Origin of the sequence: Paenibacillus ginsengihumi DSM 21568, from assembly GCF_000380965.1 — a bacterium.
Lineage (GTDB): Bacteria > Bacillota > Bacilli > Paenibacillales > NBRC-103111 > Paenibacillus_G > Paenibacillus_G ginsengihumi.
This window is the reverse complement of the sequence record NZ_KB905652.1, coordinates 1-9,016: the sequence shown is the minus strand read 5'-3', so window position 1 is coordinate 9,016 and position 9,016 is coordinate 1. Positions and strand designations below refer to the sequence as shown.

Annotated in this window: 7 protein-coding genes and 1 pseudogene; 1 reads left to right on the top strand and 7 read right to left on the bottom strand. The window is 53.6% G+C overall.

Features of this window, described 5'->3' with window-relative positions:
- Nucleotides 1-972: 972 nt before the first annotated feature.
- From bglB to F591_RS0126020, 7 genes are all read right to left on the bottom strand, one after another.
- Nucleotides 973-2,067, bottom strand: coding sequence for a beta-galactosidase BglB (gene bglB, locus F591_RS0126050; protein WP_019537505.1), 1,095 nt, complete (start codon nt 2,065-2,067; stop codon nt 973-975).
- On the bottom strand, nt 2,064-4,598 hold the full coding sequence (locus F591_RS0126045; RefSeq protein WP_019537504.1) for a hypothetical protein: 2,535 nt from the start codon (nt 4,596-4,598) through the stop codon (nt 2,064-2,066). The genes bglB and F591_RS0126045 overlap by 4 nt, the downstream gene beginning before the upstream one ends.
- A gap of 48 nt (nt 4,599-4,646) precedes the next feature.
- A complete protein-coding gene (locus F591_RS0126040; protein WP_019537503.1) occupies nt 4,647-5,513 on the bottom strand; it encodes an AraC family transcriptional regulator in 867 nt (288 codons plus the stop codon).
- A 203-nt stretch (nt 5,514-5,716) separates the two neighbouring features.
- The gene (locus tag F591_RS0126035) at nt 5,717-7,015 is read right to left on the bottom strand and encodes an ABC transporter substrate-binding protein (RefSeq protein WP_019537502.1); all 1,299 of its coding nucleotides are present in this window, start codon (nt 7,013-7,015) and stop codon (nt 5,717-5,719) included.
- Between the two features lie 136 nt (nt 7,016-7,151).
- A complete protein-coding gene (locus F591_RS0126030; RefSeq protein WP_026326920.1) occupies nt 7,152-7,613 on the bottom strand; it encodes a hypothetical protein in 462 nt (153 codons plus the stop codon).
- On the bottom strand, nt 7,613-8,413 hold the full coding sequence (locus F591_RS0126025; protein WP_019537500.1) for a hypothetical protein: 801 nt from the start codon (nt 8,411-8,413) through the stop codon (nt 7,613-7,615). Before F591_RS0126025 ends, F591_RS0126030 begins: the two co-directional genes overlap by 1 nt.
- Before the next feature lie 80 nt (nt 8,414-8,493).
- Nucleotides 8,494-8,691 carry a hypothetical protein gene (locus tag F591_RS0126020; RefSeq protein ID WP_156829713.1) on the bottom strand — a complete coding sequence of 66 codons (198 nt, stop codon included), beginning with the start codon at nt 8,689-8,691 and terminating at the stop codon, nt 8,494-8,496.
- A 141-nt stretch (nt 8,692-8,832) separates the two neighbouring features.
- Between F591_RS0126020 and F591_RS33735 the strand changes: the two are divergent.
- Nucleotides 8,833-9,016 (top strand): annotated as a pseudogene (locus tag F591_RS33735) (IS1380 family transposase); the annotation flags it as partial.

Below are 9,016 nucleotides of genomic sequence, written 5' to 3'. Positions count from 1 at the left end.
TAGATGGAAGCAGCGAGCGTGAGCTTTTGCTTGCGATAATCGAGGAAATCGCAAACAAATTCGGGAATATTCAACCATTCAAGGCATTGACTGATAACGGTTTTTGAGATATTGTTACCCATGTGTTGTCTCCTTTGTAAACGGATTGGGTAACACGCCCTCTACGTTTACAATAGGAGATTTTTTTGCGATTTTCCAGAAAAAATAATCAACAAAATACATTTATAGGAATATTTTCTTTCATGTCAGGTTTGTTGCAAAGCTAGTGGCTCATTTGGCCATTTTGGGAGAAATAAGATCATTTTTCGCTCTTATTGCTTGGGGGCCAGGCTAGCGCTGGACTCGGTTGGCCCTGAGGTTAGGGGCACCCAGATTCGAGGGCCAGGCTGGCGCTGGACTCGGTTGGCCCTGAGGTCAGGGGGACCATTCGGGTAGCCCTGAGGCTAGCCTGCGCCCGGATTCGCATGGCCCTGAGGCCAGGCTGGGGCTTTGGGAGTCAATCTGCGGCGGAAAGAAAAAGCGCCATTCCGGGGCGGAATGACGCATCAATATCGCAGCAATATTATTGTTTTTCAAAAGCGATGATGAGCGAGGCTTTGCACCGTCGATCGTCGCCTAGGTTTGTCGCTTCTTATGATGCTTGCCGGTCTGCTCGCGCCTCTGATCGCTAGCAGCGACTTCGCCTAGCAGATCGATCCGTAAATACGTTAAGGACGCTGGCCGTAAATGCAATACTAACGGACTTCGCCGCCGTTATTTCGGTAAAATCAACGGGTTTCAAAATGTAACGGACACGACAGAGCTTAATTGGCACGAATGGGCCATACCCCGCCTTTTTCGAGCCAATAACTGCTCTCCTGTCCGTTAAAAATCAAAACGGCAGCTTTTCAGGCGATTAAGAGCGTTCACGTCCGTTAGCTTCCATCCGATCGGATCTGCCGTCGCCAATATCACGTTATTTAAAGCCATCTACTAGCCTTCACGGCGGCTTTCCAAGCTTTTGGCGTGACGCAGGCCTTCCATTAGAATCAGCAGCGTCAGCGCCTGGCCGTATGTCATCGGAGAAATCGGAATGTCCTTATAAAATTGCGCATCGTTGCCGACAGGCGTGCCGTAGGAAACGTCCAGCACGACGCCGCCCGCGTCGATGCGGGCGAGCACGGCCTCCAGCGCCTTGCGGCCGACAGGCAAATATTCCGGCTCCAGGTAGCCTTTGCGCACGGCCTTCAGGATGCCGTAGCCGAAAGCGGCCGTGCACGATGTCTCCGCGTAGGACGAGGCATCGTCCAGCACCGTATGCCACATGCCGTCGTCCGCCTGCAGCGAGGCAAGCGCCTGCACCTGGCTGCGCATCGTATCGAGCAAATATTGCTTGATGCCTTCCTCCAGCGGAACCATGTCCAGAAAATCGACGATGCCGCAGGTGTACCAGCCGTTGCCGCGCCCCCAGCGCACCGCTCCGTAGTTATGCCTTCCATTGAAATCCCAGCCGTGGAAGAACAGCCCGGAATGCCGGTCATACAAATATTTGATATGAATGAGGAACTGCTTCTTCGCTTCCTCGATGTATTCCGGACGCTTGAAATAAACGCCCGCCTTGGTCAGGAACAGCACGGTCATGAACAGCGTATCGATCAAGATCTGCCCGTCGTTCGGATCGCCGGTAATCATATGCTGGAACGCGCCGTCCCCAGTGCGGATCAGTCCGTTCTCCGGGTCCATGATCCAGCGGCTCCACTCGTCGCAGATGCGGATATATTCCTGGTTGCCCGTCAGCTCGCACAGCGAGATCAGCGTGAGCAGCGGCGAGCATGTATTGACATTTTTCTCGGGCAAGCCTTCCCGGATGCGGGCATCGTACCAGTCCTGCAAAAAGCGCAGCGTGTCCATGTCCTTCGTTTCCTCGTAATACTGGTACATCCCGTACAGTCCTACGCCCTGGGGCCATTCCCACAGATGGATATCGATGAGCCCGATCGGATAAATTTCGTCCAGCCCGTCGTTTTTCATCGACTTCATGGCGTCCGCCACGCGCCCGATCGCGCCGAGAATAATATCCAGTTTCATAGACTAACAGCCTCCCTTGTAGTTCGCGCAAGCCGGCCCTGGACGCCGCAGCCTTCAATCACCACAGCTTGCCCGTTTACGGTCAGCGGCGCTTGCCAGCCGAAGCGCACCTCGCCGTATCTGGCGTCCGCCAGCCGCACCTGCAGCGTGTCGATCGACGCTTCGCACGGCATCTTGCTCATATGGACCACGAATTGCTCGAACGAGCCGAATTCGCGGCGATCGCCGGCCGTCACCAGCCAGATGTTGCGCCGGCCTTTCGAGACGAGCTCGCGGCCGCGGTTGATGCCGGTTTCGGTCAGCTTGAGCCCGCCTGCGGCATAAACGGCGGCGTAAGCGTCGCCTTTCTCCGCGAAGCACCATGAGCCGCGCAGCTCGACCCGGTCGAACGCGTAGGTCGGGAAGTAAGCGTGCGTATAATCGGCATCATGCTCACCATCGATGTCGAACAGCAGAATGCCCAGCGCCTTGTGCTGCCCGACCTTCGGCAGGTAGCCGTTCCCGGCCCAGAAGCTCGGCCGTCCCGCGCCGTGCGCGTAAATTTCTCCCGGATGGTTGATCCAGATTTGCGCTACAGGCGAGAAGGCCAGATGCAGCACATGCTCCTGATAGCCTTTCAGGCCGGGCCGGAAATCGGCGATGCTCGACAGCACATAGTCACCCGTCCGGTAATGCATCAGCTTGGCATATCCATCCTTGCCCTGCTCAAGCCGGAATTCCAGCTCCTCCTCCGGGCCCAGCACCGTCAGCTCGACCGCGTCTTGCGGCGGCGTATAATCGGACAAATAAACAGACACATTGAACGACGTGCTGTTCACATTGCCTGTGCCGTAACCGACCCAGATCAGCGACGTCGTGCCCGCCGCATGGTTGCCGTTCAGCTCTTTCTCGTAGCTGCGGCCGAACGTCGAGGTCAAATAGCCGTCATGAGCTTCCGCGGCCATGTACTTGTACAGCAAGTCCATCGCCCGCTTGGCCTGCTCGCGCAGCGCCGGCAGCTCGGCCAGGTCGTACAGCTGGATCAGTCCGAGGAAATCGATCGGAATATAGGCGCTGGAATTCCATTCAGCAAGCCCTTCGGCGAAGAAACGCTCGAACCAGTCGATCAACAGGCGCTCCGCCTTGGCCTGCCGCTGCGCGCCCGTTTCCCCGCTGTTGCTGAACGTGTCGTCCGGGAACAGCTGGCCTGCCAGCAGCTGGCAGGTGTGGAACAGCAGCGCGTGATTTTCGCTGAAAAACCACATGACGTCGTCGCCCGGCTCGTCGATCCAATAGCGGAAGCCTAGGATCGTCTCCTTGACGCGGGCCCAGAACGCTTCGTCGAACAGGCCGCTGTCGCGGTAATCCCGCCAAAACCGGAACAAGGCGATCAGGTAAAAGTCGGCGCAGTCCCGTCTTTCCTCGATGCCGACCAGTCCGTCCAGGATCATGTCCCGCGACACCTCGGGGGCGCCTCCTGTCTTCAGCTTGGCAATCGCCGTATGAATGTTCGGAATACCGAGCGCGGCTACGCATTCCAGCGCCACCCGCTTGCGCTCCTCCACCGTCATCGCCTTGCTGTCCTCGGGCTGGAAGCGGCTGTTATGAATTTCGATGCCGAACCGCTTGCTGATCACGGCCTTGCCGACTGCGGTGCTGAGATCGAAATATTTGTAATCCACGCCAAAATCGGACGTATGGCCTAGCACCAGCTTGCTCCGGCCGGCTTCAAGCTCCCGCTGCATGCGGGACCGACCGCTGAAAAAGCTGCTGTAGCTTATATCGAACGCGATGCTCTGGCTAAATGGCTGCTCGAACACGAGGCCAATCTCTTCGTCCGTCACGCTATCCTTCGGAAAATAAGCCCGCTCGAAGGCGTCCTCCATAGCGGCGACGGCCTCGGCGCTCTCCGATTCCGTGAGCGGAATGCGAATTTCCAGCGGCTCGGAGCCGGTATACTCCAGCGTATAATGATACAGCGTATCCCGCTCCGCCAAATCCTCATGGCACACGACAAACTCGTTCTCCCCGGCCGCAAGCTCGATCTCCACCTGCGTCTTCTGCTCGATGTTTCTCGTGAACGGAGTGAAGTCGCAGGCGAGACGGCCGTTCACCCACAGCGCTACGCCCCCGCACGTTTTCAAATTGAACACCGCTTTATGCGCCGTAGGGCTGACGACAACGGTATAGGCATATCTCAGCATGTGCGTAGGCACATAATAAAAGCCGGACTCCTCGACCCGCGAATTGCCCCACGGGAAATAAATGTTCCAGCGCTGCTGCGAATCCCACAGCGATACGTCGTCTCCAAGCGCAGGGGCCTTGGGCAGCGACAGCTGCGGCTGCGCCGACCGCCTTGCTTCGACGAATTCCTTGCGGCAAGGATTTTCGTGAATGGAGAAGCCTTTGATCAGCCAATCGTTGATATCGCCTTCCATCGTCATCGGCTCGAACCGCACGCTGCGGGTGAAAATGCCGCTGACGAGCCAGCGGTTGATCACCCGATGCCTCAGCTGCAGCGGAGCATACGTGATATAGCTGCCGGTTGTCATCCTTATCATATCCCTTCGTTATCCTGTTGCGGCGTACGCATGTACGCTTTACTTTTGATGTATTTTGCGGTAGGTTTGCGGCGAGACACCGGCGTACTGCTTGAACATGCGGCTGAAATGCACCGGCGTGCTGAAGCCGAGCATCTCGGACATGAAGCCGACCGATTCGTCCGACAAGCGCAGCAGCTTTTTCGCCTCGTCGATCCTTTTGCGCGTAATATAGTTGTTAATGGAAATCCCCGTTATTTCCTTGAAGGAGTGACACATGTAGTATTTATTCAAATGCATCGCCTTCGAAAGGGTTTCCAAATTAATCTGTTTCTTGTAGTTTTGATTCAGATAGATCAGAATGCGGCGCACGTTCGTTTCCTTGGGCGACTGCGGCGGAGCCGTCAGCAAGGAGTACATCTCCTTCGACCTGCGGTAAGTTTTGATGAGCAGCTGCACCATCAAGCTTTGCATCATAAATTCGGTCCCGATCGCTTCCTTCTCCCGCTCGCTGGCCATGACGGCAAAATGCTCGTCGATCTCGCTTGCGCTCTTGTCGTCCCAGCGGATGAGCAGGCCGTTCGGATGCGAGAACAAGCCGAGCAGCTTCGCCTGCAACTCTTCGCCGGCCATCTCCTGAACGTAGTCCGCCGTGAAATTGATATAGCTTCGAATATACGGCGTATCTTGCGAGGGGTTCGGCCGATGCAGCACATCGCCGCTGAAGAGCAGCATATCGCCAGGCTGCAGCTGATAGATTTCGTTGCCGATAATCAGGTTGACATTGCCTTGGTGGAAAAAGTAAAGCTCATAGCCGTCGTGCGTATGAAGCGGCCAGCTGTCCTGCCATTCCGACACGCGGTGGCGAATATAGATGCGTTCCCGCTTCAATGCCGTGTTTGTGGGAAAATGGGCCTCATGCGCCACAGGTCGTCTCCCCCCTGACGATAGATTTGGGTTGAAAATCCGGCGTTGCCGATGCTCGAAGCGCTTCTGTAATGATCTTAACACAATGACTTGATGCGATAAGCATGAAAGTTGCCGTCTATTCTACATATCTTGCTGCCTGCCGGGCAGCCTTTACAGAAAAAAAGAAGCTGCCCCCAGGCAGCCTCTTCTACAGCACAGGCTTATTTTTTCGCCTGCTCGGCGATCACTTTGTTGATTTGCTCAGCCGTTTTGTCCAAAGCTTCTTTCGGCGTCAACTTGCCGCCGATCGCTTCAACGACATGATTTTTCAGATCGTTCGAGAATTTCGTCACGATCTCCTGTCTGGACCAATCGTTCGCGGCACGCGGCGTCGTATTGGCGAGTTCGTCCGAGAACACCTCGAACATTTCTTTGCCGAACGCGTAATCAAGCTGCGCATTGTCCTTGCGCGGGCTGATGAACAGCGATTCGCGGTTGTACTTCGCGTTGACTTCTTTGGACGACAAATATTTGATAAACTCCCCGGCTTCTTTCTCTACGCCCGTGTCTTTGAAGGCCATGACATATTTGCCGCCGGGAACGGAGGAGCGAATGCTTTGCTTGGGCATGTAGGTGACGCCCCACTCGAAATTGTCAATATCCTTGTAGCTGCTCAGCATCCAGTTGCCCGCCATATGCACCGCTACGGAGCCGGAACGGAACAGGTTGTTCGGATTCTCGGAGCCGAGCCATACCGATTGCGGAATGATGCCTTCCTTATGCAGCTTGACGAAGAACTCCAGCGCCTGCACGCCTTCCGGACTGTTGATGGCCGCTTTCGTGCCGTCCTCGCTGAGCATGCTGCCGCCGAACTGATACAGGAGGGTCGACCAGCGCTGCGGCGTGAAGTCCCAGACGAGACCGTACTTCGCTTCGCCTTTCTCCATGACCTGCTTGACCGCTGCGGCAAACTCGTCCCACGTCCAAATGTTGTCCTTCGTCGGCACCTGCACGCCGGCTTTTTCGAACAGCGTTTTATTGTAGATCATGCCGTTCGCCGTAACGTCCATCGGTGCGGCGATGACTTTGTTATCGACAATATAATAAGGCTTGATGGAATCAATATACTGGGAAGAGAACTCTTCCGCGCTGCCGACATACGGCGTCAAATCGAGCGCCTGATTGACGAACAGCCCCGTATCGGTCATGCGCGACAAGGCAGGCGGTCTGCCGCCGGAAATCATCGTCTTCAGCTTCGTGCCGAGATCCTTGTAAGCAACTTCTATCAAGTTAATCTTGATGTTCGGATTTTGCTTTTCGTAGTCGGCGATAATCCCCTTCATGACCTCGCCCTCGATGCCGTCGGTGAACCAGACATAATCGAGCGTCACTTGCTTCTTACTGCTCTCACCGCTGGCGCTTGAATCGCCGCCCGAGCTTCCTCCCGAGCATGCGGCAATGCTGAATACGACCATTAGTGAAAGCAGCAGCAACATGCCCGACTTCATTTTTCTTTTCATGCTGACACTCCCCAACTCATTTGTTATGTTAACGTTTACATAGGAATTATATCACAAACCGCCTCCTCCCGATTGATCGTTATTGCTTCCAATTTATCATATATTGCTTTTTCATATTTTTTCTATTTCTTTAGACCTATATTTTTAGTCTGGCTATCCCTATAGCAAAATGGTACCATAAAATTTCCTCGACAGTATCTCCTATCTCCTCATGGCATTCCACAATTAAAATGACCTCTGAATTTTTCCCACGCTGCAGACGCTGCCGCTTTTTGATGACCTTGTAATAAAAGATGTCAATGAGCAGCCCCAGCAAAAAACCGCCCGCCGTTCCTATAAGCCCCCAATAAATCGGGCCCCAGGCCAGCTTAAAGCCGACGCTTGCCCCGATGACCGCAAAGGCGGTGCCTAAAGCCGCGCCCGTGCTGATGAGCGAAATGCCGTCCGTGCTGTGAATGGTGTCGAATAATCGGCGTTCCGCTTTCCGGTTGGTCAATGGGACCGCAAAAATATGCTCCTTGGCGATCCCGTTTTGTTCCAGCGCGCTGATGGCAAGCTCCAAATTGAGCGAATGTTCGAAGGTCGAGAAAATTTGAATCACGGCTGTTCAACGCTCCACATGCCCTTTTTGATAGTAAATTGGGGACTCTGATAATGCTTGACGAGAAAATCTCTCTGTTCCGAGTTGAACAGTTTGTTGTTCTCCACCGTGTTCGCATAGGAATCGTAAACGGCAAAGCCCCACATCGAGGGCATATACATAAGCCACTGCATGTCCAACACGGCGGTCGCCTGGGCTATTTTCCCGAGAAACAGGTAATGAACGGCAAGCAGCGTATTCGAGAAATACAGGAAAATGATGGTCCAGATTAACGAAAAAAACGCAGTAACGATGCGGTCGATGTACAGATGCCCAAGCCCCGGCATGAACAAGGACCAGATGACGGACATCACCGGCTTGCGCTTGTCCAAATAATTGATTTCGAGCGCGCCGATCGTGAAGGAATTGAAGGGGGCATTTTCTCTTTCGGCCAGCAAATACATCTTATTCATATCGACGCTCGTCCGGTAGCTGTCCCATATAGCGAACAAATAAACGGGAATATACATCAGCACCCAGCGTATGTTCAAGGCTTCTTTGGCAAGCTGAATATCTCCGCAAAACGTGTGGACCATGGCCACGTTAATTTTGGCGTTGTTATTGACAATCACTTCCCAAGTGAAAAGCATCAGGCCGCGCAAATATTTGCTCAGCAATAGATGCCCGAACCCCGGAAAAGCCGCCGACCACCAGGCGATAATATAAGGGTTGCGCAAATGAATTTGAGTCGTTCCGACGATGTTCACATGGGCTTTATATCTTCGAAATTGATTGTCCCGATTTCTGAAATTGTCCATACGCCCTCCGGGTAGGTTCATTCACGAGGTTATTGTAACCATTAATAACAAAATAATACAAAAGCGAGGTCGCTGCCGCATCAGGCTAATTCACGCTTGGACAGCAGTTTTCTTACCAGCTTCCAATTGAACGCGAGAGCAACGTATATCAGCGGATAGCACATCCCGGAGTACCACCACTTCCACTCGGTATAGTAGATCATTCCATTAGGAAAGGCGATGCTTGTTTCGTAACCGATCGAGAAAACGGACCAGGCCAAAATATAGAGCAGCTTCACCCACGCCTGCTTCTCCGCCGGAAAAAAATTAACCTGAATTTCGAAAGTAATCTCTTCTGAAAAAAATAAAAAGTGCTCCAAATCTTTGGTAGAATGGTGTTTGCTTACATCACATCACCCAAAGAAAGGAGCACCCTTTAGGTGAAGTTTATCACGCCCATCAGCAAAATCAAGACCGAATTTTCGTTGCAAAACGCCACAAGCGTCGGAGGAAGCAAAATCTTTCTGGAATATCTCGAAAAAATCAAGCTCGGTAAGGCTTTGCAAGAATTGAATTGCGTCAAACAAAGCAACTCCCAGTTTCCAGTGTTCCGCATTCTGCTCT